Below are 26,529 nucleotides of genomic sequence, written 5' to 3' on the forward strand. Positions count from 1 at the left end.
CATGACCGTCAGTGTTTTCGATCTCTTCCAGATCGGCGTAGGCCCGTCATCCTCACACACCGTCGGACCCATGCGCGCGGGGCTCTCATTCGCGCAGCAGGTCAAGGCGCTTTTTGCCGATGACGCCGCGTCCCCCAGCGCCACCGATTCAGGCTCCGACGAGGGCTTGCACCCGCTGGGCGCTGACAAGCTGGCGAATGTGGTGAGCTTGCCCGATGAGGGCGAGAACGGTCCCAGCATCAGCATCATCCTCTATGGCTCGCTGGCGGCTACGGGCGCGGGCCACGGAACGCTCGGAGCGTGTCTGCTGGGGCTGGACGGTGCCGATCCGGCGCAGATCGACCCGGATTATATGCAGACCCGCCTGGAGGAGATCCGGGCTACGCGCACCATCCATCTGGCAGGGGATAAAAACTTGCCGATCACATGTGGCTTCGAGGACATTGTTTTACGTCCCACTGTGCGTCGCTCGGTGCATACAAATGCGATGACCTTTGTGGTCAACGGTGTGAATGGCGTGGAGCCACTAAAACAGACCTACTATTCCATCGGCGGTGGCTTCATCCGCACCGAAGAGGAAGTTCCCACTCTCGATGAACTATCCGGTCCGTGGTTGTTCGAATCCGGTGACAAGCTGATCTCGCTGGCCGAACACGAGGGATTAAGTCTGGGAGAGGTGCAGCGGCGCTGTGAGCAATCGTTGCGCACCGATGAGCAGATCAATGCGAACCTGGATGCTATTGCGCAGGCCATGCAGGATTGTGCCAAGCGGGGCGTGTCCTTTGCCGGAGTGCTGCCCGGCGCTCTGATGGTACGCCGCCGCGCCAAGCGCTGGTACGACCAGCTCATGGAGGAAGATCCGCATCGCAGCGCGGAGTTTTCCGAGGACTGGGTGAACCTGGTGGCGCTCGCTGTGAATGAGGAAAACGCTGCCGGTGGACGGGTGGTGACCGCCCCGACCAACGGAGCGGCAGGCATTATCCCGGCTGTGATGTTTTATGCCCGCGAGTTCACCCCTGCGGGGAAGCAGGATCCTTTTGACGTCAACCGGCGATTCTTGCTGGCCGCGGGAGCGATTGGATCGCTGTACAAGGAACGCGCTAGCATCTCCGGAGCTGAGGTCGGCTGCCAGGGCGAGGTTGGCTCCGCTGCCTCTATGGCCGCAGCTGGATTGGCGGAGGTACTAGGTGGTTCACCACGCCAGGTCGCCAATGCAGCGGAGATTGCCATGGAGCATTCGCTGGGGCTTACGTGTGATCCGATCGGTGGTTTGGTGCAGATTCCATGCATCGAAAGAAATGCCATCAGCGCCGGGAAAGCCATCAATGCTGCGAAGATGGCTATGCGCGGGGACGGAGACCACCATGTCACCTTGGATGAGGTCATTGAGACCATGCGACAGACCGGAAGGGACATGTCCGAAAAGTACAAGGAAACTGCCGGCGGAGGCTTGGCGACGAATGTTTCAGTCAATGTCCCTGAGTGCTAGGACACGCTAGTTCTGTGTCTCAGCGGGGGACGGAGGGACAGGGCGGCTCTTGTGGGACAACGCGAAGTGAATGGTCATCACTGCCAACGCAAGGATGGTCCACCACAGGTAAGAGTTACCCACAATGACCTGCCAGAGATTCCAATCCAGCTCACGCTGTTCCTGGAAGGGGACGAAGGCGGTGGGTTCGAAGGCGAAGGCCGCGAACCCCAATACCACCAGGGAAGTCCACAGCCAGCGCGGGGTGCCCACAGGGGAGGCAGGGGTGGCGAAGGCGTAGCCCGCTAATGCCACCAGAAGTACCGGTGCCCAAGACCAGTGGTGATTCCAGGAAATCGGGCTGGCTAGCAGAGCAAAGAACGCGTTGACGCTAAGAGCAGCGATGGGAGCATCGGCCTTGAGCAAGCTGAACATGACGAAGGTGATGACCACTAGCGAGACGCACACCAGGATTATCCACAGCAAGCTTGAGGAGTCCTGCGTCTGTAGCCCGAAGCGGTGAAGGAGGCCGTTAAGGCTTTGGTTCAAGGCATACTCATGGTTGCCGATGCGTCCGGTTTCGCGCAGCGTGTGAGTCCAATATTCCTTGGAGTCACTGGGCAGAATCAGCCAAGCCAGAGCCGTGGTACCCAGCGTGCCCGCACCCATGCGCACGATGGAACCCCAGTCCTTGCGCAACAGGAACCACAGGCCGAACACTGCGGGCGTCAATTTGATGGCTACCGCAGCACCCGTGAGCAGACCCCGATAACGACGAGGAACGACCAGTGCATCGGCAAAAACCATGCCCATCAACAACACGTTGATCTGCCCATAGGCCAAGGTGGTGTGGATGGGGCTCAGGTGGATAAGAACAGTTGTCAACGCGACCGAGACCCATGCGGCAGAGGTGCGATCCACCCTCGCCGCCATGTGCAGAGTGTAGGCGAACATCCACCAGGTAAGGAGCACCGTGGCGGAAGCGAGCAATACGGCGGAGAGGTCATAGGGAAGTACTGCAAGAGGAGTGAACAATACCGCCGAAATAGGAGGATAGGTAAAAGGCAGGAACGTATCGCCGATGATGTGGAAGTGGCCGCTATAAAGCTCCTGACCATCCAGTACTCGTTGCGCGCCCACCCGATAAACATCGAGATCCAGGTGATAGTGGAAGCCCCGAGTGTTCACAATCGTGGGAAGGAAAGACAGCACCGCGAGTACGCTGAGTACGACTTTCAGAGGGAAGCCGATTTTGAGGTGCCTGAAATCTTCGACGTGCGCCGGGGTGTCTTCCTTAGTCTGCATAAAGGCTTATTATTCCATCTTCATCGCGGAAGGTTCGCGAGCGGTTGACGATGGTGGTGCATTAGGCGTTGCCGCCTGCAAAGAACTAAGCTTGGAACAATGAACAACGCACTACCCAAGCTGGACAAACAGGCCTATGAAGAGGAGCTGAAGAGGCTCCAGGCGGAACTCGTCGAAATGCAGCAGTGGGTGGTGGAAACCGGCGCGCGCATCGTCATTGTGATGGAGGGGCGCGACGCAGCGGGCAAGGGGTCCGCGATCAAGCGCATCACCCAGTACCTCAGCCCACGTGTTTGTCGCATCGAGGCGCTGCCCGCGCCGAACTCTCGCGAACAAGGTCAGTGGTACTTCCAGCGCTATATTGAGAAGCTGCCGACGGCCGGTGAGATCGTTATCTTCGACCGCTCGTGGTACAACCGCGCTGGTGTCGAGCGCGTGATGGGCTTCTGTACAACCCAGGAGTACCGTCGCTTCCTGCACCAGGCGCCTATCTTTGAGCGACTGTTGGTAGAAGACGGCATTATCTTGCGTAAGTACTGGTTCTCTGTTTCCGATGAAGAGCAGATTCGTCGCTTCCAATCTCGCCAGTCGGATCCACTGCGCCAGTGGAAGCTGTCCCCAATGGATTTGCAGTCCATCACCCGTTGGGAGGACTACTCGCGTGCGAAGGACGAAATGTTCGTCCACACCGACATCCCCTCCGCCCCGTGGTACACAGTGGAGTCTGAGGATAAGAAACGCTCCCGCATCAACGTGATCAACCACCTGTTGAACACGATTCCGTGGGAGTATGTCGAAAAGAACGTGCCGAAGATCCCGGAGCGGCCGGAATCCGATTCCACCTATGAGCGCCCGCCGCGTACCCAGTTCCGTTATGTTCCGGATGTGGCGAAGATGCTGGAGAAGGATCTGGTGAAGAAGGAAGCCAAGCGTGTGGCCGAGGAGGCTGCGGCGTCCAAAAACGGCAGTGACGGCAAGAAATCCAAGTCCAAGAAGGGCGATAAGGAAAAATCCAAGGACAAAAACAAGAAGGATAAAGCCAAGTCCAAGTCCAAGAAGAGTGACAAGAAGTCCAAGAAGAAGAAATAGGAGTTCTCAAGGTCACTAAAAGCTAGGCAGGTCTGAGAATCTGCCTAGCTTTTTTCTATTCTGATGAGGGAAAACTTACTTTAGGCTGCGCGCTTTTCTGGTTCCTGCAATCATAGTTGCATGGCAGACAAGAAGAGGAAGCAGCCGATGTATGACCCGGAGGCGGAGGTTACCGCTGTTGTAGCGGGGAGCGTCGGAGTGATCGAGCTGAATCGCCCGAAGGCTCTCAATTCCTTGAACGCGGAGATGATTCGCCTGATCCGCGAGGCGGTCGATAGATGGGCCGATGACGATTCGATCCGCTTCATTGTCATCAAGTCCTCCTCCGATCGAGCATTTTGTGCCGGCGGCGACGTGCGCTACGTGCGCACGCGGGACATGAAGCGCATGTACCGATTCGGTGACGCCTTCTTCGAGGAGGAATACGACCTCAACGAACGCCTGTCCATAGTCAACAAACCCGTCATTGCACTGCTTGAAGGAATCGTTATGGGCGGGGGTATGGGCATTTCCGTACACGGATCGCACCGCATCATCACTCCCCGTACGCTCGGCGCTATGCCAGAGGCGGCGATCGGGTTCGTGCCCGACGTAGGGATGTCGCACAAGCTGACCCATCTGGATGTTCCGCCAGCCATTGGCCTGTTTATCGCTACGACAGGGTGGCGCCTAAGCCCGGCAGATATGCTTTACACCGGGCTGGGTACGAACCTGGTGGCAGATGTTCACGCTTTCGAAGCTGCTTTGCAAACAGATGAATTGCCAGAGGCACTGCGCGAACATGCGCTGGAACTACAAGAGCTGGACGAACCAGTTTCTACGCTGCAGAGCCACTCCGAGTGGATTGAGCAGACTTTCGCCGAAGGCTCGTGGGCCGAAATCGAGGCCCGGATTGCTAAGGATGCGGATTCTGTTTCTGACGCCGAGTTGGCGCAGTTCATAACCAAGGTGACAGATTGCTTGAAGGGAGCCAGCCCTGAGAGCCTGGTGGCTACCGTGGAGCTGTTCCGTCGTGCGGAAAACTCAACACTGCGTGAGGCTTTGGACATGGAGTACAAGGTTGGCTCAGAGCTGCGTCGGGGGAAGAATTTCATTGAGGGTGTTCGCGCTGTACTGGAACACAAGGATTTCAATGCTCAATTTGAGCCTGCGTCCACGGACGAAGTGGATGTGCAGAAATGGCAGGAGCTGCTGGGATAGTTAGGGGATTAGGCGCTTTCCTTGCGTTGCACCCGCAGCCATACGAAAAAGCCCCACAGAACGAATGCGCCGTAGACCAGGTATAGCGCGGCTGAGGGGTAGTAGCCGGCGGACAGTAGGAGAGGCACCCCTACGATGTCCACGCCGATCCAAATGAGCCAGAACTCCGTCCAGCCTCGAGCCATTCCGAAGGTGGCGAGGATAGAGCCGGTGAAAATCCAGGCGTCTGCCCATGGGCCCCAGGAGCCCAGTGTATCGAAGACGAGTGCGAAGCCGATGGTGCCGAAGACGGCGAAGGCGAGCATCCCCAGGCGTTCCTTGGTGCTGGCCCAGCTGGGCTGAACGGCGGCACTGTCCGCCGCGGGTTCACTGACGATGGAGCGCGAAGGATCAGTGTTATCTGGTTCGCGCAGACCGGCGGTACGGGCGCGATTCCACTGATACCAGCCGTAGACAGAGACGATCAGGAACATCACCTGGCGCCCAGCTTGGCCATAGAGGTCGAGGTCTTGTGGGGTGTGGAAGAGTCCGCCCAGGAATACGGTGAATAGCAGGATATTGCCAATGATGCCGACGGGCCAGGCCCAGACCACGCGCTTCATTCCGCCAACGGCGGAGGCGAGGCCGAACAGATTGCCGATGATCTCTCTCCAGAGGATCGGGTAGCCGCCTATGAACAGTGTTGCGTTGAGAAGTGTTGTAAAGATTCCCTCGGATTCCACAGTCACCATCTTTCCCCATTCGGGTCCGCGGCAGAAAACCGGGTAAGCACTTCAGAGCGTATTAGCCCTTTAACTGCATTGGTCTTTTAACTGCGATCTACGCTAGCCAGCATGTCGAAGGCTCGATCGTAGAGTTCCCGAGGGGCGGCATCGCCTGCGAGCCTCTCGTCCACCGCGGCCTCCATAGCCCGCAGAGCAATGCTGAAAGCAACATCTAATAGAAGGAAAGCATCGAAGGGGGTGAGGTTGGGATCGATCTCACATAGCGCCTGAGTGCCGGGCTCGGTAAGGGTTGGGAGATCTACTTCCAGGCTGTCGCCACTACTGTTCTGATGAGGATGTTCCAGCATGATGAGTAAAGGCTTGAACTTGCGGACATCTGGGGTGATGGGGTCGGAGATCTGTGAAGAGTTGTCCCCGGACTCCGGCCCTAGTGGGGAGCAGTAGATCCACATGGTGTCGCGCAGAATATCGGCGGTGCGGCCAGTGCGGTGGTCTGTGGCGACCTCTTTGACGCGCCGGGCGAAGTTCTCAAAAACGTCGTGCAAATAGTATGCGAAGACATCGTCGCGGCGTTCGAAATAGTTGTGGAAGGTACGGGGAGACACACCAGCGTTCTTAGTAATGGCATGTACCGTGGCTGCATCCGGCCCGTCGTTCAAATACAGATCGATCGCGGCATCAATAAGGTTTTGTTTAGTCTCGGCCTTTTTCTGTTCACGCCTAGAAGCAGAGGGCTCGGGAATGGTCGCGTTTGTCGCCATGAGAGTGAGGAAACCTTTCAATCTGCCCAATGAGTTCAATGAGCGCGATAAAGCTGATTGAAGAGTAGTGTAGCAGGACTGCTGCAGCTGAAGCTTGAACTCGATAATGAAAACTGTCCATCTAGCGTTTTCTAAGAGTTAACGGAGTTCTGAGAGGCCATTTGCCAGTAATTGGAAAACGTTTCGAATATCTTGTTCGGTGGTGACATCGCCCGTCTTATTGAGCTCCACGAAGATGCCGGGAATGAACATCATGGTATTGATGAGGAGTAGTGCATTGACAGTGGATAGGGTGTTTCCTGCCCGCTTGCTGTATTGCTGAAATGCTTCTACAAGTGGGGAAAAGAACTCCACTCCGGAACTGAAGTGCCGCTGATCCTCTGCGAAAAGTTCCTCTCGTTGATGAGGTGGAATACTGCGGAGGTGGTCAGCGAGGCGGGGGAGAGTGTCGATACTCCTGGGATTTTCTGACGGGCGATTATAGAGGTTTACCGCAATGTTCTCGGCGATTGAGATTAAAGGTTGGCCGGGTCTTGCGACTTCCACAATGTTAACCATTTCGTCGACAAATTGATTAAGTATGAATAACAAAGCTGCTTCCCGGTGGGGGAAATAGTTGTGGAAAGTGCGCGCGGAAATGTCCGCCTTTTCTGCGATACGGGCAATTGTCGCATTCTCTGCTCCCTCGTTGACCAGAATTTCAACGGTAGCCTGGGTAATGCGTTCGCGAGTCTCAGCTTTCTTGCGATCTCTTAGGCCAAGTGTCTTTTCCGCAGGTTGATTGCCGTTTTGGTTACTCATTTCGCGCGCCATCCTTCTTTGACTACTGTTCGCCTGTTTGCCTAACGACGCCCTCTATCGTCCCTCCTGCTGGGATTCTTGAAGGTGCGCCCCGTCAGCTTTGGCTTCAGGTTCCGAATCGCGGCTTCCGTCAGCTTTGAGACCGATCAGGCTTTCGCCTTCGACATCGACCGTGGGGATGATCTTCCCTAGCCACTTGGGGAACTTCCACGCATGCTCGTCGAGAAGGAACATAGTGGCTGGGATGAAGGTCATGCGGACAATGAAGGCGTCAAAAAATACGGCGGCGGCTAGAGCAAAGCCCATCACCTTGATGAATGGCTCGTCGGCGAGAGCGAACGCAGCAAAGACCGACATCATAATGAGCGCTGCGGCCGTAACTACTCGGGCTCCGTGCTTAAAGCCATTGGAGGTAGCGTTGCCGGCAGTCTTGCCGTGCGCCCAGCCTTCGCGCATACGGGTAACAAGAAAGACTTGGTAGTCCATTGCGAGGCCGAACACGATGCCGATCAGCATGATTGGCAAGAAGGAGATGATCGGCTGCGGGTCGTCGACAATACCTCCGAAACCTTCCTGCCACAGTGCGACGGTAACGCCGAACGTGGCGGCCACCGACAGTCCGAAGCCGACCGCTGCGATCAGCGGCACCCAAATGGAGCGGAAGACGACCATGAGCAGGATGAATGCCAGTACCAGGACGATTGCGATGTAGGGGATGAGAGCCTCTGATAGACGCTGAGAGATGTCCTCGTACATCGGGGTTACACCGGTAATGGCGTAGGTGGCACCGGTCTTCTCGGCGTAGCTGGACTCCTCAGCGCGGATCTGTTCGAGTACGTCAGCAGCACGGGCATCCGTAGCGCCATACGACGGGGTGATCATCACCTGAGCGGCCGTGCCCATGTCAGCAGGATTCTGTGGGTCGCCGTTGGTCTGAACCAACTGGGCATTTTCAACGCCGTCGGTGCCCTGGATGGTAGCGACGGCCTGCTGGGCGGCTGCGGCCTTTTCCTTGCCCTTTAGGTCCGGATACTCCACGAGTGCGAGCATTGGAGCGTTGCGGCCAGCACCGAACCCCTCCTCTGACATCTCGTAGGCGATGCGGTTGGGAGTGCCCTTGGCCATGGATCCGTCAGATGGCATGGCGAGTCGGAGGTTCATTGCAGGGATGGCAAGCAAGACCAGTAGTACTGCCGCGCCGATTAGCCACAAGGCGGGCTTCTTACGGATGATGCGCACCCACTTTAGACCCATTGTGGGCTTTTCGTTTTCCGGATCCGGCGCCTTCACAATCGGGGCACGGCCAGCGAAAACCTTTGTGCCGATCAGACCCATGATGGCGGGCAAAAGGGTGATTGCGACGATGACTGCAATGGCTACGGTGCCGGCTGCGGCCAGAGCCATGGCGGTAAGGAACGGAATGTTGATGATGGACAGTGCGGCCAGAGCGATCAATACGGTGAGGCCTGCGAAGACCACTGCGGAACCGGCCTTGCCGACGGCGAGACCAGCCAAGTGGGCGCGGTCCTTGACCGGAATAGTCCTGAATTTTTGCTGCAGTTCCTTGGGCTCGAGATCCTGCCCGTCCACGTGCGCGATCAATTCGCTGCGGTAGCGGGAGAGGATGAATAGAGCGTAGTCAATGCCCACAGCCAGGCCGATCATGGATGCCAGGGTGGGGGTCATAGAGTTGATGCTGTCGGTGACGGAGGTGGCTGCCATGACGATGCCGATGCCAGTGCCCACGCCGATGACCGCGGACAATAGCGGCAGGCCAGCGGCCACAAGGCTGCCGAACGTGACGATCAGGACGATGGCGGCGACGGCCAGACCAATGATCTCGGAGGTCATGTTCATTTCGGGTTGCTGGAATGCGTTGCCGTTCCAGCCGACCTGGAGATTGCCTTGGTGATTCTTGACCGCTTCTTCGAACTTCTGGATGTCTTCGGCGGGTACGTCGGTGGCGGTCTCTGCGTCGAATGCGACTTCGATCGTGCCAGTACGCTTATCGGGACTCAGCGGGCTCAAAGCTGCGATGTCAGAGGCGATCTGCTCCTTCGGCATGCCCTGCTTCTGTTTCATCGGAGCCATCTGCTGGTGCATGTTTTCGCTGGCCAGGACAGGGGAAACGAGTTTTTCCTTGTCCTTCAAGAAATCGAGTTCTTGCAGCGCCTGCAAAACGTCTTCAGTTGCCTGGGCGGCTTCACCTTCGGCAAGTGTTTGCCCCTCGGGAGCCTGTATAACTAGCTTGCCCTTTGCAGCTTCTAGCTGGTTGGTGTTTTCACTATTAGGAAAGTCCTCCCTGATCTTCTCCTGGGTCTCGATCGATTCCAGGCCCGGGATGGTGAAGGACTGTGAAGTTGGTTTGGTGAGGAGGGCGGAGGCGGTGCCCACGCCAATCAGCACGATCAGCCAGACGGCGAGGAAGCGCCATTTGTGTTGGTAGGCGGAACGGCCTACGTGGTAAAGAAATTTTGCCATGCGAAAAATATTGCACAGGTAGCGAAGAATTGCAATACCTGCGCAAGATTATGGCGGGAAGTCGTTCCCAGCAAGGCTGGCCTTACTAGTAGGCACTAGTCAGCGACCAATGTCTCCATCGTTAGCTCTGGGTGTTCCTTTTCCACAAAGGCCAGTTTCCACTTGTCGCCGAAGAGAGCAATGAGTTCCCCGTCGGTGCGGGTGAAAATTTCCACACCGCGCTGCTTCGCCAACATCGGCGCGGATTCGGCGTCGGTACGTCGCGCGACAGAGTAGGGCACAGGATCGGCCACTGTCTCCACGTTGTACTCAACATCCATTCGAGCTTGCATGACCTCGAACTGCATGGGGCCGACTGCGGCCATCACTGGGTTCGCGTCACCGCGGGCATCGTTGCGCAGAATCTGCACAACGCCCTCGGAATCCAGCTGCTCAAGAGCCTTACGGAACTGTTTGTACTTGCCTAGCGACTTCGCGCGCAGAGTGCGGAAATGCTCGGGGGCGAACTGCGGCATGGGTGGGAACTGAACCTTCTTGCCGCTGTAAATCGTGTCACCGGGAGCGAGCGAGCCGGCATTGACGAGCCCCACGATGTCGCCGGGGTAAGCAGCTTCGACCGTCGCACGAGTGCGGCCAAAGACTGTCAGTGCGTACTTCGTGGAGAAAGATCTGCCCGACTGCGCATGGGTGACCTGCATACCACGTTCGAAAACACCCGAGACCACTCGCATGAAGGCCAGGGAATCGCGGTGGTTGCGATCCATGCCTGCCTGCACCTTGAAGATCACGCCAGAGAATTCGTCAGTCGGGTCGCGATGCTCATCGATGGAACCGGAGTTCCCACCTGCAGCGGCTTCCAACACCTTCGGGTCGGAATCACGGCCAGCGGGTGCAGGTGCCAGGGCGCAGAGGGTATCCAGGATCTGGTGGACGCCGAAATTCAGCATGGCGGAGGCGAAAATCAACGGAGAGGTGGTGCACTCCAAGAACAATTCTTGGTCATGTAGTGCGCCATCGGCAGCCAGCAGCTCAACTTCCTCGGCTGCGGTATCCCACGCATCTTCCTCTCGCTCTGAGGCTTGTTCCGGGGTGTAGTGCTCTTCCGGGGCAATCGTGGAACCACCCGCCGTGCGAAGGAAATGAATGTATTCCTCGGCTTCACCGTCGTCGTTAATGCGCGCCAAGCCACGGAAGTCTCCGGCCTCGCCGACCGGCCAGAACAGGGGAGTGGGCTGTAGCTGGATCTCGTTGACGATTTCGTCGACCAGTTCTAGAGGGCTGCGTCCTGGACGGTCCCACTTGTTTACCACGGTCACAATAGGTAGGCCACGCGCCTTGCACACGCGGAACAACTTCAGCGTCTGAGGCTCAAGGCCCTTTGCTCCGTCAATCAGCATCACTGCGGCGTCAACAGCAGAAAGAACGCGGTAGGTATCCTCCGAGAAGTCGGCGTGACCCGGGGTATCGACGAGGTTAATCATGAACGGCTCGCCCTCGTGCCCTTCCGGTGCGTACTCGAACTGAAGGGCAGAGGAGGCAATGGAGATACCGCGATCCTTTTCCATGTCCATCCAGTCGGAAACTGTGGACTTGCGGCCCGCCTTGCCGTGCACTGCGCCTGCTTCCTTAATCATGTGGGCATGCAGGGCAAGTGCCTCTGTGAGAGTGGATTTACCGGCATCCGGGTGGGCGATGACGGCGAATGTGCGGCGGCGTGAGGCTTCGGATGCGGTTGTACTCATAGTGCCAATTAGTCTAGCGGGTTAGCCCTCAATGGCTGGAAACGCATTGGCACACAACGCCCGGAGGAGAGCACCTAGGCGCAGGAGGACGTGGTCTTCTTCTTATGGGCTGAAGATTGCTCGAGAGCTTCACCGAATGCCTTCGAGTACTCCTCAGCGCCTTCCGGCATAGGGTGAATGCCATCTTCGAACAGCAGATCCGGATGGGCTTGCGCATGGCCACACCAGTCCGCCAGGTAGACGTTGTCATGGGCTTTGGCTGCTTCGATGACCTCCTGGCGTGCCTGTCCCATCCACTCGCGATCGCCGTAGGGGGTAGCCATCACAATCGTGTGATCTGGCCCGATGAGGTTGATCATTTCTTCCATCTGATCGGGGAATGCAGCGCCGTTTGTTCCGAATCCCAGGAACACCGTGGAACGCAACTGTCCGGAATCCTTAAGCTGTCGCAGTACCTCGACTCCTGCGGTGTAGTGGCGGGATACATCTGCGTCGATAAAAATCCCCGGGTAGTCGGCATTCAAGGCTTGGCTTGCTGCAAGCATCACAGAATCGCCTACGGCCGTAATGTCTTTACCTTGAACCGGAGCTGACTTCTGGTCAGGCTTCGGGGATGGAGCGGCAGGTGCAGGCGCGGCCTTCTTGTTGTTATTTGCCGACTGGTTCATTTGTTGCAGCTGATCCAGCTGTTGCTCCAGCTCAGTCTTATCGTTCGAGTTGACCACACCGTAGATCACGCCGCCTACACTAGCTACGACAAGAAGCGGTACGAAAGGCCAGGCGACCTTCTTGAACCCTTCATTGATCTCGTGATAGCTCGGTCGTGCGTTCACGTAGTTCTTCCACGTCTGCTTGTAGCCGCGACGGCGGAAGGGATTCTCGACGTGCTGGTAGGAGATCTCGGAGATGAGCAGAGCAATGGGGAGCGCAACTAGCCCCAGAATCCATTCGTGCTGCATGCGTCCGTCCTCATTAAAGAGCTCTCGCAGGATCATGATGACGGGCCAATGCCATAGGTATAGAGAGAACGACCGCTGCCCCAACCAACGCATGACTTTGGTCCGGAAGATCAAAGTCAGTGGGCCTGTTTCGCGGATCACGCCCCAGATCATCAGGACACCCAACACGCTGGTGAGAGCCAGGCCACCACGGTAGGTGAAAGCAAGGTCGTCACCCATGAAGAGAAGCTGCGCAGCGTAGCCGATGAAGGCCAGGAAGCCGATCGCTCCGGCTACGCGTGCTTCGAACTTACCTACTGACGCCCACGAATCCACCCGCGGGTCGTTCTGAGTTGACGTGACAAGGAGCGAGAAGAAAGCTCCGATGAGTAGGCCAAAAGCATGTGTATCGGTGCCGTAGTAAACCCGTGTTGGATCCTCACCCGGGGTGAAGAGCAGCCACATACCCAGCACGGAGGCAACTGCCAGAAGAACCGTTACCAACATGGGAACTCGCCGTGGGGCACGGTGGAGTCTGCGCTGGGTAAAGGTAAACATGGCCAGAGTTAAAAGTGGCCAAATGATATAGAACTGCTCTTCGACGGCTAACGACCAGTAGTGTGCGAACACCTGAACTTCGTTTTCAGCGAAGTAGGACTGGGAAGTGGCGATCTGGGTCCAGTTATTGACGAAGAACAGAGTACCCAGGAATTGCTCCCGAATCCCCACTGCTATGTCCCCGCCAATGGCGGTGACCAGCGCAGTCACTATGAATAGTGTGACGAGCGCTGCGGGAAGAATGCGCCGAAAACGTCTAATCCAGAAGTCTTTGAGACTGATTGTCTGACTTACGCGATACTCGCGCACCAGAAGCGAGGTAATCAAGAATCCAGAGAGGACGAAGAATAGGTCTACGCCCAGATAGCCACCAGGCAGTATGTCGCCGAAAAAGTGGTAGATAACTACGGCGAGTACTGCGAGTCCGCGCAGGCCATCCAGTCCCTTGACTTGGCGCAGGCGAGCGCGGCGATCCTGTTTTACAGTCTTGTTTTCCGGCGGAATTGCCAACGCTTCGGGCACGTTCTGCCGAGGTCGCTTCTGAACGGCAACTGGTGCAGGCGCTGCCTTTTGCTCAGCCTTAGGCGTAATTTTCTTTGGCGCGGGCTTGGCTGCCGGCTTTTGGGCAGCGTTTGCTGCTGGCTTTTGAGCAGGCTTGGTTTCCGGTCGTGGTGCAGGCTTGGCTGCCGGCTTTGGTGCAGCGTTTGCTACTGGTTTTGTTGCAGGCTTGGTTTCCGGTTTCGGTGCTGGCTTTTCAACAGCCTTTGGCGCAGGCTTTGCTGCTGGCTTTTGTCCCGTCTTGGGTAGCGTCTTGTGCTCCGGCTTTGGCGAAGGCGCTGCGGGCTTTTGTGCTGCCTTGGGTGGGGTTGGCTTCGGCGCGGGCTGTTGAGCAGCCTTTTGCGTTGGCTTTGGCTCAGCCTTTGGTGCTACTGCCTTTGTAGCAGGCTTAGCTGCTGGCTTTGGTGCAGCGTTTGCTACTGGTTTTGTTGCAGGCTTGGTTTCCGGTTTCGGGGCAGGCTTTTTAGCAGCCTCTTGACTTGGTTTTGCCACAGCCTTTGGGGCGGTCTTAGACGTGGATTTTGGGGCCTGTTTAGGCGCCGTTTTCTTCTGTGTCGTGGACGGTGCAGATCCGGGAGCTGGAGGCGCACCAGCGCTCGAGCTGATCTTGATCGCCGTACTATTTTCCGCAGCGACAGTCTTCTTCGCTGGAGTCTTTACGTCGCTGGCTAAGTCTCCGGGCTTAGGAGTTTGCCCGGACTTTGGATCCTGGGGCTTCTTCCGCGTAGGCGGCGCCTTGGGTGCAGCTTGCTTAGGCGCGGCGGGCGCAGCTTGCTTGGGTGCAGACTGCTTTGTTTTGTCGGGCGCAGCTTGCTTAGACGCAGCGGGCACCTCCGGCTTGGGTGCAGACTGCTTGGGTGCAGCCGGAGCAGGCGCTGGCTTTGCCGTCTGGGAGCGGTTGGGCGCAGAGGAACTAGAGGTTGGTTGTTTCTGCTGGTCGGGAGCAGAGTTCGTCGATTCTGCCCGCTTGTTTCGTATAGCGCGCAGTAGTCCAAAAACCTGCTTCACTAGCATCTCCCAAAAGCAAAAGTCGAGTGCATGAATTCACTAATACTAACGCCATGTCTCTCCGAAACGGACAAGAGTTCTCGTGTCGGCGAGCTGACTATGTCGTTACAGCTATGTGCGCTTCCGAGTGTGGATATCGTTTCGCGCAATGTCTGTGCCATTGTTCACGATGAGTGTCACTGCGTCTACCGAATCGCCAAGCGTGTTCTCGATCCATCCTGAATCGGAGTCGAAATCAGAGTCCTCGAAAGGGGCGAGAACGAAATCGATTACGGAAGTGCCCTTTGGCGGCCGACCGATGCCCATACGCACCCGCACGTACGCTTGAGTACCCAATTCAGCGGTCATTGAACGCAAGCCGTTGTGACCGCCCTCGCCACCCTTATCCTTGATGCGTACTTGGCCCTTGGCGATGTCAAGCTCGTCGTGACAAACGATCACCCGCTCCGCAGGAACGTTTAGCGCAGAAGCCAGGGGGCCGACTGCTTCACCGGAATTGTTCATAAACGTCGTGGATCGGACCAGCAGCACGGGAGTTTCTTCAACCCGGATTGTGGCAACCTTAGCTTTTTCGCCCACTACCGGCAGCCACTCCGCACCGTACTTTTCAACCAGTCGATCAATAGGCCAGTACCCGATGTTGTGCCGAGTCTCGGCATACTTCGCACCGGGATTTCCGAGGCCGATAACGATCCACTCTGGGGAGAATTCCTGCAGATCAGCTAAAGAAATCTTCTTGTCCCGCGAGGAGCTAGGGGCATCGTTAGTCGCGCCCTTACGGAAGAGAGAAAACAAAGATTGAAGGAAAGACACAGCTACTAGTTTTACACCTCTAGGTTGCGTTCAATTGCGTCAGCTGCGTCAGCGCACATGATCGCCACATCCGCAGCCTCTGACTTCGGGAAGGGCTTCAGTACATACGCAGCCGGATCCATCCTGCCCGGCGGTCGACCGATGCCACACGACAAGCGCCAGTAGTCCTTCGTACCCAGTGACTTCGTAATCGACTTCAAGCCGTTATGTCCCTTATCGCCACCGGATTGGCGCAGCTTTACTTCCCCTGGATCGCCTTCCAGATCGTCGTAGGCAACGATGATGTTCTCCGCGGGGATCTTAAAGAATGCCGCTAGTTGTTGCACCGGCCCGCCCGACACATTCATATAAGTCCGTGGTTGTGCCAGCACTACCTTGCGCCCAGAGATCGTTACTTCGGCGATATCCGTGTTCGTTTTCTTATGGGTGCTCAGGCGCGCCGCTGGCATTTGCCGATCCAGCAGCTCATCGATGACCATTCGCCCTACATTGTGGCGGGTTGTTGAGTACTTGCTACCGGGGTTGCCCAGCCCGACGATTAGCCACATGTCGCTGTTGGTGTGTTGCTTTGTTTTTGGTGACGCCACCTGTTTCCCGACCTCTCTTAAACTCACTGACGGTCATTGTACTGTCCAGTCCTGGCAAGAAACTGAGCCTAAAGGTGGCGTCAATAGAAAACGAGCCACACCGTGCAGCGCGTGCACATGGTGTGGCTCGATTCTGATGCAGGGGAGTGGTTTACTCCTCGGACTCGCCCTCTTCGGCCTTCTCCTCGGAAGCCTCCGCAGCCTCGCCCTCGGCACCCTCGGCGCCCTCTTCGTCAGTGTCCTCCGGCAGTTCCTCTTCCTCCGGCTCAACAACGTTGATGATCAAGGTGTCCTCTTCGGAAACCAGGGAAGCGTTACCCGGCATCTGCAGGTCGCCTGCCACGATCTGGTCGCCGATCTGCTTGCCCTCAACATCCACGGAGATTTCTTCCGGAATGTTCAGAACGTCAGCCAGGATGGTAATAACGTCAGCCTCCTGGGTAACCAGGGCGCCCGGAGCAGCTTCGCCGGTGAAGACAACCGGCACGTCGACCTCAACCTTCTCGCCGCGCTTAACGTTCAGCAGGTCAGCGTGGTCAACGTCCAGGGTCAGCACGTTCTGATCCACAGCCTTGATCATGACCAGGTGATCCTGGCCTTCAATCTCAAGCTCCAGAACAGCGTTGACACCCTCGTTACGCAGGATGGCCTGGAACTCCAGGATGTCGACGTGGACGTGCATCGGGTCCAGGCCGTTGCCGTAAACAACAGCGGGGACGCGGAAGTCGCGACGCAGACGACGGCTAGCGCCCTTACCAAACTCGGTACGCAGCTCGCCCTTCAGACGGGTGATATCAGCCATGATGTTCTCCTTCTAGTAATGCGCTCCAGATGTACTCGTTTGTACACTGTCGTGCTTAATGCGTTTCAACCGCGGACACAAAAAATGCCGCGATATCTCGCGGCGTGTATGCATCCCACAATTGATTGGTTGCGTACCCACCGGGAGAGGGGGACGTCAAACAAAAGAAGGGGAGTGTGCTTTTCGCGCCGATAACGGCCAGATTCTATATAAGAATCCAGCCCTCGCCGAGATTCGGGAAAATTTTAGCACACCCCCGACGGGGGTTTAAAACTGTTTGCAGAGTTACTCAAACAAGGTGGTCACAGATCCATTCTCGAAGATCTCGTGAATGGTCTTAGCTACCAGCGGAGCGATCGACAGCACCGTCAGGTTGTCCCAGCCCTCGGTGGACTGCGGCAGAGTATCGGTGGTGATGATCTCGCGGGCGCCACAGTTGCTGAGGCGCTCTCGAGCTGGGTCGCTAAACACACCGTGGGTGGTGGCGATGATTACGTCGCCAGCGCCCGCCTCACGCAGCACACCGACGGCGCCCGCGATAGTTCCGCCGGTATCAATCATGTCATCCAGCAGCACACAGGTGCGGCCCTTCACGTCACCGACTACGCGGTTGGCGGTGACCTTGTTGGCCACATCTATGTCGCGAGTCTTGTGGATGAAAGCCAGCGGTGCGTCGCCCAGAACGTTGGCCCATTTCTCGGCAACCTTAACGCGACCAGCGTCGGGGGAAACCACGCAGATGTTGTCTAGGTTGTAGTTCTTCTTCACGTGATCGGTAAGGATCGGCATGGCGTGCATGTGATCGACCGGGCCGTCGAAGAAGCCCTGAATCTGGTCGGTGTGCAGGTCGACGGAGACGATGCGATCCGCGCCGGCGGCCTTCAGCAGGTCGGCGACCAGGCGGGCGGAGATCGGCTCGCGTCCGCGGTGCTTCTTGTCCTGACGGGCGTAGGGGTAGAAAGGCAGGATCGCGGTGATGCGCTTAGCGGAGCCGCGCTTCAGTGCGTCGATCATGATCAGCTGTTCCATCAGCCAGTTGTTCAGCGGCTGCGGATGCGACTGCAGTACGAAGGCATCGGAACCGCGGACGGACTCTTCGAAGCGGACGAAGATCTCGCCATTGGCGAAGTCGCGGGCGGTGGTCGGAGTGACCTCGATGCCCAGTTCACGGGCAACAGCCTCCCCCAATTCCGGATGAGCCCTGCCGCTAAACAGCATCAGGTTCTTTTGATTGTCGATCCAGTGGGTGGTGGACACTTGTGCTTTAACCTTCCGGTCGAAGAGCTGGACTATTCATCTTTTTAATAGGGCGTTCCCCATTTTAGGGCGCGCCCAAAGGTAACAACAAAACTGGCGCAGAGGAGCGCGCTACTGCTGGTCTGCCTGTGGGGTAGAGGTCGGTGAGCCGCCCTCGGCTACTCGCTTGGCGGCAGCTTCACCGGCTGCAGCGGCGGCAGTTCCGGGGCGTTTCTTAGCGACCCAGCCTTCGACGTTACGCTGCTTGCCGCCGGAGACAGCCAACGCTCCCGGCGGAACGTCTTCCCTGATGACGGTACCGGCACCAGAGTAAGCGCCGTCGCCCACGACTACTGGTGCGATAAACATGGAATCGGAGCCCGTGCGCACATGAGAGCCGACGGTGGTGTGGTGCTTGTTTACACCGTCGTAGTTGACGAAGACGCTGGACGCGCCGATGTTGGAGTACTCGCCGACCGTCGCATCGCCGATGTAGGTAAGGTGTGGCACCTTGGAACCTCGGCCGATGTTGGCCTTTTTCGCCTCGACGAAGCCTCCAAGCTTGCCTTCCTCACCCAGCACCGTGCCTGGTCGAATGTAGGTGAATGGCCCGACTTCAGCGCGCGGGCCAATGGTGGAATCAGAGCCGTGAGTGCGTATCACCCGTGCACCTTCGCCAACCTCGACGTTCTCCAGGGTGGTGTCGGGGCCGATCTGCGCATTATCCGCGATGGTCGTGGTACCGAGCAGCTGAGTGCCGGGCAGGATCGTTACGTCGCTGCCGATCTGGACATCCACGTCGATCCAGGTAGATGCCGGGTCGACGATTGTCGCTCCGCCACGCATGGCTGTGGTGACGGTGCGGCGGTTGAGCTCCGCTCCTGCAGCCGCTAGCTGTACACGGTCGTTGACGCCCGCCAGTTCCGCTGCGTCGGCGGCGATGTGGGCGCGCACGGGGTGACCCGCGCTGCGAGCGATGCTCAGTACATCCGTCAGGTACAACTCGCCCTGCGCGTTATCCGTGTTCAATTGCGCAAGACCATCACGCAGGATCGCCGCGTCAAAAGCGAAGACACCGGAGTTAACCTCATTGATCGCCTTTTGCTCTTCCGTCGCGTCCTTTTCCTCAACAATGGCGGTCACCATGCCGTCATTGGTGCGCAGGATGCGTCCATAGCCCGTGGGGTTGTCCTGGTGGACAGAAAGCACGGTCACGCTTGCGCCATTGTGGGTTGCGGAAAGCTCCTGCAGAGTTTCTGGGGAAAGGAGCGGGACGTCAGCATTGGTCACTACGACAGTGCCTTCGAATCCCTGCAATGCCTCCATTGCGCACTGGACGGCGTGCCCAGTACCCTTTTGCTCTTCCTGCACGGCGGTGTCAATGGTACGGCCGAGCTGCTCGGATATCTCCGCCACGGCGGGACCGACCTGCTCGCGACCGTGGCCGATCACTGCCACGATGCGTTCCGGGTTAATACCCGCTGCGGCGTGCAGGCTATGTGAAAGCAGGGTGCGCCCGCCAATGGAGTGCAGGGTCTTCTGCGTCGCGGACTTCATCCGCGTACCGGCTCCGGCAGCGAGCACGATCACTGCCACGGGCTGGCTTTGAGCCTTCGGGTGAGCTTCGGGGTTTTGTGCAGCATCAGTCACGTTGTTGGCATTCCTTACTTTCCCTGACTTATTTTCCCTGACTTTTGGTCAAAAGCGATATCCAGCATAGCGCCGTGTACTCGCTGCGTTGGGCAGGTCTCCCTCTCGGGCAAGTTAAGAAACGTTTTCTTTGCCCACCGAGACTTCCGGCAGGGTGTGGGACAGTCCCGCGCCCAGCAAACCGAACAACGCCAATGCGCCGAGAGCGACCTCGGGGGAGACCATTGCTAACGCACTGGTCAACGCGCCCACGATCAGCAACAGCACACCCATCAACGTGTTCGCCACCGACACATACCGAGTACGCTGCGTTCCCTCCGCCATATCCACAATGTAAGTGGAGCGAGCAACCCTAATAGCAGCGTGGGCAAGCGAAATAATGAAAAACGCGATGGGGAGCCACCACACCAGGGCGGTGGTCCACGTGTGGGCGTCACTAATAGAAGAGGCATAGCCCAGAGCAACAGTGATGATCAGAACAACCGTTGCCAGCAGTGCGGCGCCAGTGAGGGTGTTGCGTGAGCTGACATCGGAAAGCCATCCTGAAACCCTGCCCGCGAGCAGCGAGGCCACGCCAGCGGCGATGACGAAGGTACCCAAGCCAGTAAATATAGCGCTGGCCACTGAAGATTCCTCCGCTACGGACTGCTGGTTGGCCATCGTTACCAGGAACGTGGGCGACAGTGCCGAGGCGAGCAGCAGCGAACGAAGCAACACGAAGCGGCGGAAGTCCCCATCGCTGCGCACAAGATCTACGATGTCGGCGAATACGTCGCGCAGGTAACTGGTGCCCTGTGGAAGGTCTTTTTGTTCTTGTTTGGTGACGCCCTCACGGATTCCCTTGAAAAGCCATGCACTGGCCAACCAGGCCACAGCGGCGGTGGCAAAAAGAACGGCGAAGAGGGTAGGGGTGAGCTCCCCTCGGGCGGCCTGGATGGCCACACCTACAAAGATGGCCACGGCGCCGGACAGCGTAGTGGCAAAACCCGTGAGTCGGCCGCGGAACCCCTTCGGAACGGTGCGTCCAGCAATGTCCTTACTGGTTAGCGATACCAGGGAACGACAGGTTGAAAGCAGCGCCAGGGCTCCGAGAATAATCAGTCCGGCCAGCAGCCCATCGGTAAGTAGAGCCGCTGCGACCATGATCGCGCACGCTAAAGCTTGGCCGAGCGTACCGATCTGCATGAAGCCCAGGCGCGAGGTCTTAGTTTGCAGCCACGGGCGGAACAGGGCTTGGGGCAGCATGGAGCCCGACTCACGGATCGGCACCAACAGTGGAATGATCCACGCGGGAGCTGCGACGATGGATAGGAACCACGGCAGGATTGTTTTGGCCGACACGATCTGATCGCCAATGTTTTGGGCGCCAAAGCCCAGGGAATAACGACCTGCGTTTTCCTCGACATGCTTGAGATCGCTCTCTGGCGGGGTGCCGATGAATTTTGTGGTGAATGTGTGCCAAAAAGAGTTGGATTCAGCGCCGCGCGCTGTAGTGGCGTTGCCGGACATGGGTTGCCCTACCCTTCGCATTAAAAAAGCTCTCCCACCAGGACTCGAACCTAGAATGACGGTACCAAAAACCGTAGTGTTGCCAATTACACCATGGGAGAGTGGCACATAATAATGTGCAGCAGACACATTACAGTATGGCGAACCGGGCGCATAAACCGCAGGGTGGGCTGGAAGATAAACTGATGGCCATGAGTCAGACATCCACGTCGCAAGCCGAGTCCAATCAGCCGTCGAAAATGGCGCCCAGCCTGGCGGGGCTACTCAAAGCCACCGCTCAGGATGGAAAGTTGCGCGGGATGATGACGCATCTGGGGGAGCGGTCTCTGCATATGCAGGCTCCCGAAGGAGCCTGGCCGTTCATCGTTGGAACCTTGGCGCAACGTGCTCCATTGCTGGTGGTGACGGCGACGGGCCGCCAGGCTCAGGATCTCACCACGGTATTGCGGTACATGCTGGGCGATGGCGTCGAGCACTTCCCGTCCTGGGAGACCTTGCCACACGAGAAACTCTCCCCGGCGGTAGAGACCGTGGCAACCCGCATGCGGGTGCTACGGCGCCTTCAGCAAGGGGATGCAAATCTCAAGGTGGTGGTCACGCCGACACGAGCGGCAGTGCAGCCTGTGCAGTCCAATCTGGGCGACGTCATCCCGGTGCGGCTGAAGGTGGGAGAGGAAATCGACTTCGAGGCATTGACTCACCGCTTGCAGGAGCTTGGATATACGCACGTTGATGTCGTGGGCAAGCGGGGTCACTTCGCTATCCGCGGCGGCATTGTGGATATTTTCCCCGCGACCGAGGAAATGCCTGTACGCGTGGATTTCTGGGGCGATGAGATCACTGAGGTGCGCGCTTTTAGCGTCGGCGACCAGCGCACCATCCCCGGGGTAGAGCCAGACGAGGTGATGGTCTACGCCTGCCGGGAGTTGATCGTGACGGACGAGGTGGCGTCGAAGGCAAAGAACCTGGCTCAAGAACATGCCGGCAACGCAGAGCTGGCCGAGATTCTCGATAAGATCAGCCAGAAAATACAGGTGCAGGGCATGGAATCGCTGATTCCGGTGCTACACACAGCAGATCTGGTGGCGCTGCCGGAACTCATGCCAGAGGAGACGCACACGCTGGTGCTGGCTCCCGCTGCTGTCGAACGGCGCGCTCACGATCTGCGCGAAACCGGCCAGCAGTTCCTCGAAGCCAGCTGGGATGTCGCCGCGATGGGTGGTTCCGCTCCGATGGAGGGCGTGGCCTACCTGTCGGTGGCTGCGGTGCAGAAGGTGCAGCAGAAGCTGCGACGGCCGTGGTGGACCCTTTCTACGCCCGGAATGGCTGATTTTGAAGCAGATACCGACGCCAACACCTCCGACGTCCTCGAACTCGACTACGCCCCGGCGCCCCGACCGCACGGAGAAATGGAAGCGATCGGTGCGTTAATGAGCGATATCCGGAAGCGGGTGGAATCTGGCGGTCGTGTGGCCTTTGCCGCACCGACCCCGGCCGTTGCGGCCCGTATGCTGAGACGGTTCCAAGAGGCCGGTATTGCCGCGGAGGCCATCGGCGTGGATCTGAGCGGCAGTCGGGGACTGGGGAGGATTAAGAAGTCTAAGCACACGACTGCCGATGAACCCGCTCCACACCAGGTGAGTATCTATCATGCGGTTGCTTTTGAGGGTTTGGTGTTTCCTTTCGCTGGGGATGATAAGCGCTCCAGCTTGCTGTTCTTTACCGAAACGGATCTAACCGGTAACCGTGTGGACGCGAAAGCCACGGGCAAACGCAAGCCGGCGAAGAAGCGCAACAGGGTGGATCCGCTGGCCTTGGAGCCAGGCGACTTGGTGGTGCATGACTCCCACGGCATCGGCAAGTTTGTGAAGATGACGGAACGCACGGTGGGCAAGGGGTCGGATGCCTCCCGCCGTGAATACCTGGTTTTGGAGTATGCGCCCAGCAAGCGTGGTGGCCCTGGGGATCAGCTGTATGTGCCGATGGATCAGCTGGATATGCTCTCGCGTTATGTCGGTGGTGAGAAGCCGGCGCTGTCCAAAATGGGCGGAGCTGATTGGAAAAACACCAAGCGCAAGGCACGCGGCGCGGTGCGGGAGATCGCCGGCGAGCTGGTGCAGTTGTATGCCAGCCGCCAGGCCGCGCCGGGCTATGCGTTCGCAGCGGATACTCCGTGGCAGCGCGAGATGGAGGATGCCTTCCCCTACACGGAAACCGAGGATCAGTACAACGCCATTGAGGCCGTGAAAGCGGACATGGAAAAGCCAGTGCCGATGGATCGCGTGATTGTCGGCGATGTGGGCTATGGAAAAACGGAAGTTGCAGTGCGTGCAGCATTCAAAGCCGTGCAATCCGGCAAACAGGTGGCGGTTCTCGTGCCGACGACTTTGCTTGCGCAACAGCACTTCAATACTTTTAGCGAACGCATGCAGGACTTCCCCACGACCATTAGGGAACTGTCGCGCTTTACCACTCCGGCGGAATCCAAGAAGGTCATTGCCGGCATGGCCGATGGCACGGTGGATATTGTGATCGGTACCCATCGCCTGCTGCAGACGGGGGTCCACTGGAAGAACCTTGGGCTGATCATCGTGGATGAGGAGCAGCGCTTCGGTGTGGAGCACAAGGAGCACATCAAGTCTCTGCGCACTCACGTGGACGTACTTACTATGTCCGCCACCCCGATTCCTCGCACCCTGGAGATGTCGATGGCGGGTATCCGCGAAATGTCGACAATCCTTACTCCACCGGAGGATCGCCATCCGGTGCTGACGTATGTCGGTGCACAGGAAGACAAGCATGTGGCAGCTGCCATCCGCCGCGAGCTTCTGCGCGATGGCCAGGTGTTCTACGTGCATAACAAGGTGCGCACTATCGAGCAGACCGCTGCCGATATTCGCCGCCTGGTGCCGGAAGCTCGCGTGGTGGTTGCGCACGGTCAGATGAGCGAGGAACAGCTTGAGACCACGGTCAAGGGCTTCTGGGACCGCGAATTCGACGTGCTGGTGTGTACCACCATCGTGGAAACGGGTCTGGACATTGCCAACGCAAACACCCTGATCGTCGAGAATGCGCATCACATGGGTCTTTCGCAGCTGCACCAGCTGCGTGGTCGTGTGGGGCGTTCCCACGAGCGCGGATACGCCTACTTCCTATACCCACGCGGTGAGGTACTCACTGAGACCTCTTACGACCGGCTAGCCACCATCGCCCAGAACAACGACCTCGGAGCGGGCATGGCGGTTGCCATGAAGGATCTGGAAATGCGCGGCGCCGGTAATGTGCTGGGCGCCGAGCAATCCGGTCACATCGCAGGGGTGGGCTTCGACCTTTACGTTCGCCTTGTGGGCGAAGCAGTGGAAGCGTTCCGAGCCATGGCCGATGGCAAGCCTGTTGACGGTCGTGAGGAGGAGAAGAAGGAGATCCGCATCGATCTGCCTATTGATGCGCATATCCCGGCCGAATACGTCGCTTCGGAGCGCCTTCGCCTGGAGGCCTACCGCAAGTTCGCGGAAGTGCAGGACGAGGAACAGATCGAGAAGGTCCTGGAGGAACTCAACGACCGCTATGGCGAGCCCCCGCAACAGATTCAAATGCTTGCGGTGCTTTCCCGTCTGCGGTTGCTGTGCCGAGACCTGCAGGTCACGGAAGTTGTAGCGACCGGCTCGAAGATCAGCTTCAGCCCGATTGAGTTGCAGGATTCCACCCAGGTGCGGCTGAAGCGCCTGTTCCCGGCGGCAAACTATCGGGCGACGACCAAGATTGTGCTGATCCCGGCGCCGAAGCGCGGTCAGGGGATGCGTGCGGTTCCGTTGCGCGATACCGAGCTGGTGCAGTGGTGTGCCGATGCGCTGACACAATTGGCTGGTATTCCGATCCGCAGTATGTCCGGAGCGGCGGGCACGACCACTAGCAAGGACTAAAGCACGTCTTGAGCGGTGACACGCTAGAATAACCGCCATGTCAGTCGTATTGCTCGATCCCCGTTTCCCCGCGATGATTCCCGTGGACGCCGTCGATCTGCTCCGCGGCGATGTGTGTTACACGGAGGAGGTACCTATCCGCGTCCGCTGGGTCATCGCGGATTTGGGTGGCCACACGGTCGACGACTCCGAGATTCTCGTCACGACGGATCTGGACAATGAGACTGTTATTAGCCGCATTGAGGCTGGCGAAGAGCTCGTCACCGCGCCGAGTCTGAAGGTGCATTTGGAGCCTGCACGTGAGTTGGAGGCTGGTTCTTCTACCGCTGTTTCTGATGACGCCACCGCGGGGGAAAACGAGCACGAGATTACCCACTCGGGCGATGGAGTAGTGGACGGTGAAATCGTCGGAACCGATGAGCACACCGCTGCCGTCGCTGGTTTGCGTCGCACGACCCGTACAGAGGTTCCGGCCTCTGTGATGGATGAGATTGAGGATGCGGTTGCACTGATGGCGCGGGCGCTGCGCCAGGGGGAGTGGGAGCAGTCGATGACCCACACTAGCTTGGTGAAATACCTGCGGGAGGAGACCGAGGAATTGGCCCGCACCATCGCGTTGATGGAGCAGTGGGAGGCCGCAACCAATCCACGGGCGGGCGCAAAGGACCACGCTAAGGACGGCGCAAATAACAACGCCCAGGACGGCACAGAAAAGAACGCAGAAAAGGGCGCACGTCCCGAGTGGCTTGAGCAGGATCTGTGTTCTGAGCTTTCCGATGTGTTGCTGCAGGTGCTCTTCCACGCTGAAATTGCTAACCGCCGAGGCTCCTTCGACATTGGGCATGTGGCGGGCGCTTTCTCTGCGAAATTGCGCTCTCGCGCGCCTTACCTTTTTGAAGAGGTAGAGCGTCAAGTGCCACGCCAGGAGCAGGATCGCCTGTGGGAGGCGGGCAAAAAGGAAGAGGAAGCTCAACGAGTTAGGGACTTCGGCGAGGACTACCTGCGTTACACGGAGGCGAAGAAGCAGCCCGCTCGTCCTGAATCACACCCGGAACCCCACCGGGCACCCCACAATGCACCGCATGCAGCACCCCGCCCTGCCACGCGCCAGGAGCCGCATGCGCAGCAATTCCCCGCCGTGCACGGTGCCACCGGTACGAGTGCGCTATCGGCTGCGGAGGCCGTCATTGCCGAGGCTCGGAAACTGGGAATTCCGGATAAGGACATCCCGACTGATATTCGCTACCCGATGGTCGGCCTGGAGCTCGATAGTCCCGGCGAGGCAGAGCGTCGCTTGAATGACGCAGTTGCTGCCTTCCGCGAGAAGTTGCGCACCCAGCGGCCAGAAGCCTAGGAACGGGATTCCTAAGCAGTG

18 protein-coding genes and 1 tRNA gene are annotated in these 26,529 nt (G+C 58.2%); 5 read left to right on the forward strand and 14 right to left on the reverse strand.

Translation table 11 applies throughout. From position 1 onward, the window contains the following. The first annotated feature begins 1 nt into the window (after position 1). Entirely contained in the window at positions 2–1,489 is a 1,488-nt protein-coding gene (locus tag ACWXWJ_RS05440) for an L-serine ammonia-lyase (protein ID WP_473963764.1), read from the forward strand. A gap of 6 nt (positions 1,490–1,495) precedes the next feature. On the opposite strand, the gene ACWXWJ_RS05445 is transcribed toward ACWXWJ_RS05440, so the two are convergent. Then, positions 1,496–2,773, reverse strand: coding sequence for a glycosyltransferase 87 family protein (locus ACWXWJ_RS05445; RefSeq protein WP_473963765.1), 1,278 nt, complete (start codon positions 2,771–2,773; stop codon positions 1,496–1,498). Between the two features lie 99 nt (positions 2,774–2,872). On the opposite strand from ACWXWJ_RS05445, the gene ppk2 reads away from it, so the two are divergent. Both ppk2 and ACWXWJ_RS05455 read left to right on the forward strand, forming a co-directional pair. Next, positions 2,873–3,862 (forward strand): polyphosphate kinase 2, encoded by a 990-nt coding sequence (ppk2, locus tag ACWXWJ_RS05450; RefSeq protein WP_293790990.1) that lies wholly within the window; start codon positions 2,873–2,875, stop codon positions 3,860–3,862. A gap of 120 nt (positions 3,863–3,982) precedes the next feature. Further along, positions 3,983–5,062, forward strand: coding sequence for a 3-hydroxyisobutyryl-CoA hydrolase (locus ACWXWJ_RS05455; RefSeq protein WP_473963766.1), 1,080 nt, complete (start codon positions 3,983–3,985; stop codon positions 5,060–5,062). An 8-nt stretch (positions 5,063–5,070) separates the two neighbouring features. Here ACWXWJ_RS05455 and ACWXWJ_RS05460 read toward each other — a convergent pair whose 3' ends face one another. The 13 genes from ACWXWJ_RS05460 to ACWXWJ_RS05520 all read right to left on the reverse strand — a co-directional run bounded on the left by ACWXWJ_RS05460 (position 5,071) and on the right by ACWXWJ_RS05520 (position 21,332). Further along, positions 5,071–5,793, reverse strand: a complete 723-nt coding sequence (locus ACWXWJ_RS05460) for a nicotinamide mononucleotide transporter family protein (RefSeq protein WP_473963767.1) — start codon at positions 5,791–5,793, stop codon at positions 5,071–5,073. A 77-nt stretch (positions 5,794–5,870) separates the two neighbouring features. Then, entirely contained in the window at positions 5,871–6,548 is a 678-nt protein-coding gene (locus ACWXWJ_RS05465) for a TetR/AcrR family transcriptional regulator (RefSeq protein ID WP_473963768.1), read from the reverse strand. 138 nt (positions 6,549–6,686) lie between these two features. Next, positions 6,687–7,349: a TetR/AcrR family transcriptional regulator gene (locus tag ACWXWJ_RS05470; RefSeq protein ID WP_473963769.1), complete on the reverse strand. Its 663-nt coding sequence runs from the start codon at positions 7,347–7,349 to the stop codon at positions 6,687–6,689. Between the two features lie 54 nt (positions 7,350–7,403). Beyond that, on the reverse strand, positions 7,404–9,830 hold the full coding sequence (locus tag ACWXWJ_RS05475) for an MMPL family transporter (RefSeq protein ID WP_473963770.1): 2,427 nt from the start codon (positions 9,828–9,830) through the stop codon (positions 7,404–7,406). A gap of 95 nt (positions 9,831–9,925) precedes the next feature. Next, positions 9,926–11,572 (reverse strand): peptide chain release factor 3, encoded by a 1,647-nt coding sequence (locus ACWXWJ_RS05480; RefSeq protein ID WP_293790996.1) that lies wholly within the window; start codon positions 11,570–11,572, stop codon positions 9,926–9,928. Between the two features lie 74 nt (positions 11,573–11,646). Continuing rightward, complete coding sequence (locus tag ACWXWJ_RS05485) at positions 11,647–14,634, reverse strand: acyltransferase family protein (RefSeq protein ID WP_473963771.1); 2,988 nt, start codon at positions 14,632–14,634, stop codon at positions 11,647–11,649. 111 nt (positions 14,635–14,745) lie between these two features. Further along, positions 14,746–15,366, reverse strand: a complete 621-nt coding sequence (gene pth, locus ACWXWJ_RS05490) for an aminoacyl-tRNA hydrolase (protein WP_448308207.1) — start codon at positions 15,364–15,366, stop codon at positions 14,746–14,748. A gap of 92 nt (positions 15,367–15,458) precedes the next feature. Further along, entirely contained in the window at positions 15,459–15,995 is a 537-nt protein-coding gene (gene pth / locus ACWXWJ_RS05495) for an aminoacyl-tRNA hydrolase (protein ID WP_293790999.1), read from the reverse strand. 190 nt (positions 15,996–16,185) lie between these two features. Then, positions 16,186–16,836, reverse strand: a complete 651-nt coding sequence (locus tag ACWXWJ_RS05500; protein ID WP_448308132.1) for a 50S ribosomal protein L25/general stress protein Ctc — start codon at positions 16,834–16,836, stop codon at positions 16,186–16,188. Between the two features lie 285 nt (positions 16,837–17,121). Beyond that, positions 17,122–18,093 carry a ribose-phosphate diphosphokinase gene (locus tag ACWXWJ_RS05505; RefSeq protein ID WP_293791001.1) on the reverse strand — a complete coding sequence of 324 codons (972 nt, stop codon included), beginning with the start codon at positions 18,091–18,093 and terminating at the stop codon, positions 17,122–17,124. A gap of 111 nt (positions 18,094–18,204) precedes the next feature. Further along, positions 18,205–19,668 (reverse strand): bifunctional UDP-N-acetylglucosamine diphosphorylase/glucosamine-1-phosphate N-acetyltransferase GlmU, encoded by a 1,464-nt coding sequence (gene glmU, locus ACWXWJ_RS05510; protein ID WP_473963778.1) that lies wholly within the window; start codon positions 19,666–19,668, stop codon positions 18,205–18,207. 168 nt (positions 19,669–19,836) lie between these two features. Beyond that, positions 19,837–21,231: an MFS transporter gene (locus tag ACWXWJ_RS05515; protein WP_473963772.1), complete on the reverse strand. Its 1,395-nt coding sequence runs from the start codon at positions 21,229–21,231 to the stop codon at positions 19,837–19,839. A gap of 29 nt (positions 21,232–21,260) precedes the next feature. Next, positions 21,261–21,332, reverse strand: a tRNA-Gln gene (locus ACWXWJ_RS05520). Positions 21,333–21,422: 90 nt separating this feature from the next. On the opposite strand from ACWXWJ_RS05520, the gene mfd reads away from it, so the two are divergent. Both mfd and ACWXWJ_RS05530 read left to right on the forward strand, forming a co-directional pair. After that, a complete protein-coding gene (gene mfd / locus ACWXWJ_RS05525; protein WP_473963773.1) occupies positions 21,423–25,154 on the forward strand; it encodes a transcription-repair coupling factor in 3,732 nt (1,243 codons plus the stop codon). Positions 25,155–25,191: 37 nt separating this feature from the next. Then, positions 25,192–26,508: a MazG nucleotide pyrophosphohydrolase domain-containing protein gene (locus tag ACWXWJ_RS05530; RefSeq protein WP_473963774.1), complete on the forward strand. Its 1,317-nt coding sequence runs from the start codon at positions 25,192–25,194 to the stop codon at positions 26,506–26,508. Positions 26,509–26,529 lie beyond the last annotated feature (21 nt).

Source organism: Corynebacterium sp. p3-SID1761 (assembly GCF_055862885.1).

What these genes read in the sequence shown, in the direction of transcription:
- ACWXWJ_RS05440 (WP_473963764.1), top strand. Translation starts at nt 2, where the DNA reads ATGACCGTCAGTGTTTTCGATCTCTTCCAGATCGGCGTAGGCCCGTCA.
- ACWXWJ_RS05445 (WP_473963765.1), bottom strand. Translation starts at nt 2,773, where the DNA reads ATGCAGACTAAGGAAGACACCCCGGCGCACGTCGAAGATTTCAGGCAC.
- ppk2 (WP_293790990.1), top strand. Translation starts at nt 2,873, where the DNA reads ATGAACAACGCACTACCCAAGCTGGACAAACAGGCCTATGAAGAGGAG.
- ACWXWJ_RS05455 (WP_473963766.1), top strand. Translation starts at nt 3,983, where the DNA reads ATGGCAGACAAGAAGAGGAAGCAGCCGATGTATGACCCGGAGGCGGAG.
- ACWXWJ_RS05460 (WP_473963767.1), bottom strand. Translation starts at nt 5,793, where the DNA reads ATGGTGACTGTGGAATCCGAGGGAATCTTTACAACACTTCTCAACGCA.
- ACWXWJ_RS05465 (WP_473963768.1), bottom strand. Translation starts at nt 6,548, where the DNA reads ATGGCGACAAACGCGACCATTCCCGAGCCCTCTGCTTCTAGGCGTGAA.
- ACWXWJ_RS05470 (WP_473963769.1), bottom strand. Translation starts at nt 7,349, where the DNA reads ATGAGTAACCAAAACGGCAATCAACCTGCGGAAAAGACACTTGGCCTA.
- ACWXWJ_RS05475 (WP_473963770.1), bottom strand. Translation starts at nt 9,830, where the DNA reads ATGGCAAAATTTCTTTACCACGTAGGCCGTTCCGCCTACCAACACAAA.
- ACWXWJ_RS05480 (WP_293790996.1), bottom strand. Translation starts at nt 11,572, where the DNA reads ATGAGTACAACCGCATCCGAAGCCTCACGCCGCCGCACATTCGCCGTC.
- pth (WP_293790999.1), bottom strand. Translation starts at nt 15,995, where the DNA reads ATGTGGCTAATCGTCGGGCTGGGCAACCCCGGTAGCAAGTACTCAACA.
- ACWXWJ_RS05500 (WP_448308132.1), bottom strand. Translation starts at nt 16,836, where the DNA reads ATGGCTGATATCACCCGTCTGAAGGGCGAGCTGCGTACCGAGTTTGGT.
- ACWXWJ_RS05515 (WP_473963772.1), bottom strand. Translation starts at nt 21,231, where the DNA reads ATGTCCGGCAACGCCACTACAGCGCGCGGCGCTGAATCCAACTCTTTT.
- mfd (WP_473963773.1), top strand. Translation starts at nt 21,423, where the DNA reads ATGAGTCAGACATCCACGTCGCAAGCCGAGTCCAATCAGCCGTCGAAA.
- ACWXWJ_RS05530 (WP_473963774.1), top strand. Translation starts at nt 25,192, where the DNA reads ATGTCAGTCGTATTGCTCGATCCCCGTTTCCCCGCGATGATTCCCGTG.